The organism is Dorea sp. AM10-31 (assembly GCF_003435815.1).
In the GTDB taxonomy this organism is placed as follows: Bacteria; Bacillota; Clostridia; order Lachnospirales; family Lachnospiraceae; genus Dorea_D; species Dorea_D hominis.
In genome coordinates this window covers 1-1,557 of sequence record NZ_QTUV01000016.1, presented here as the reverse complement: position 1 = coordinate 1,557, position 1,557 = coordinate 1, and the positions used below count along the sequence as shown (strand labels likewise).

Below are 1,557 nucleotides of genomic sequence, written 5' to 3'. Positions count from 1 at the left end.
TAGAGATGAGCAAAACACATTAATTCAAAAGTAGGACGTGGCAGTTAGTTTCCATAAAGTTTGAGGTTACGATTTTATGGCATAGCAAAGCTAACGTAAGTCCAAAACTTACGAAATCATAAGACTATGAGAAATTTTTAATCAAGCAATTCGTTTTATTGTTTTTAGTTTGCGATAAGACTGACCGGAATGTCTAGTGATTGCGGCAACGGCAACTGCCAGTAAACTGATATGGGCAAGTGTGTTTAAGTTTGTAACAGACGCTTTATTTCTCACCCACATCCGCTCCTGACCAGTATTTTTAAAACGCGAATTATAGCGTTCACATTCTGTGCGGAGTGAATAATTACTTTCAAAATATTTGCTGTCCCTATCAATGGAAAGTCTTAAATCATCAGGAATGGTGAGATATTTCGTACAGCCACGATGCTTTTTACCATTATAGAAATTTTTGTGGTGGCATGGGCAAACGGTATCTTTACTTGATTTTAGAGGACAACAAAACTTTTGACGGGTACGACCACAATCGGAAAACTTACCATCCTTCCACATGGCAAGCCCTGCTTCGCAAATGGGATTCCCTTGAGGAAGAAGTTTCGGATTTTTGGAATTACGTTTGTTTAATGGAATGATACATTCTCCATTGTAAAGATCCTTAACCTGATTGTAGATATTTTTGACATCGTAACCTTTGTCGGCAAGGAATGTGCAGTCCGTTATTGGTTGAAAGGAATGGGTAGCAGCAAGGATATCTAAAGCGACGGTAGCATCATGAACTTCCGCGGTTGTGGTCATTTCATAAATAGGAAGACCTGAAATACAGTCTACAAGGACATGATTTTTATAGCCCCAATAGAATTCATATTTTTTCTCGTTCGTTTGATTGGATGCAGTGTGGACGCCGAGTTTACAATCCGAATCCGCCCTTGGTTGATTTCCGGGTTTAAACTTATTTGAGAGAAAAGATTTCGGATTATTCTGTGAAGTATTTGCAGAGACAGGGGTTGAATCTAAGCCAATAAAAGAAGTGTCTACAATACCTTCTTTAGAAAGGAATAACACCTGAGTTTTCATGATTTCAGAGAGAACTTTGTTATCGAAATTTTTCAGGAAGCGATCAAAAGTCCAATAAGAAGGAAGTGGACGAGAAATATCAAAGCCACAAAAATGCGCAATCAGAAGATTATTGTGAAGATAATCGACAAGATCGGAAATCATGGAGAAGCCTTCGCATTTCATGACAATAAAGGAACAAATCATAGCGTGATTTGAAAAGCCTTTCCTTCCTGTCTTGGGGAATTCCGGAACAAAGGATAAATCAAGATTCAAAAAAAGAGAATCATAAAACTTTGCAACTGGTTGTGAAGTGAAAAGACGAATGTCTTTCAAAATTTCTTGACGATAGATAACAATCAGCTCCTTTTGGTGAATTGATTTTGACAACTTAATTATACCATTTGGAGCTGATTGTTACTATAAATTTGAAGTGATTAATGAGGTTGCCATGCCTCGCAAACCCGCATAAATACTGAATGTGTGGAGTTTTGCTCATGGCTA

The 1,557-nt window shown here is 37.7% G+C and carries 1 protein-coding gene; it reads right to left on the bottom strand.

All coding sequences use genetic code 11. The features are described from left to right. Positions 1-141 precede the first annotated feature (141 nt). A complete protein-coding gene (locus DW125_RS13920; RefSeq protein ID WP_117538530.1) occupies positions 142-1,443 on the bottom strand; it encodes a transposase in 1,302 nt (433 codons plus the stop codon). Positions 1,444-1,557: the final 114 nt, after the last annotated feature.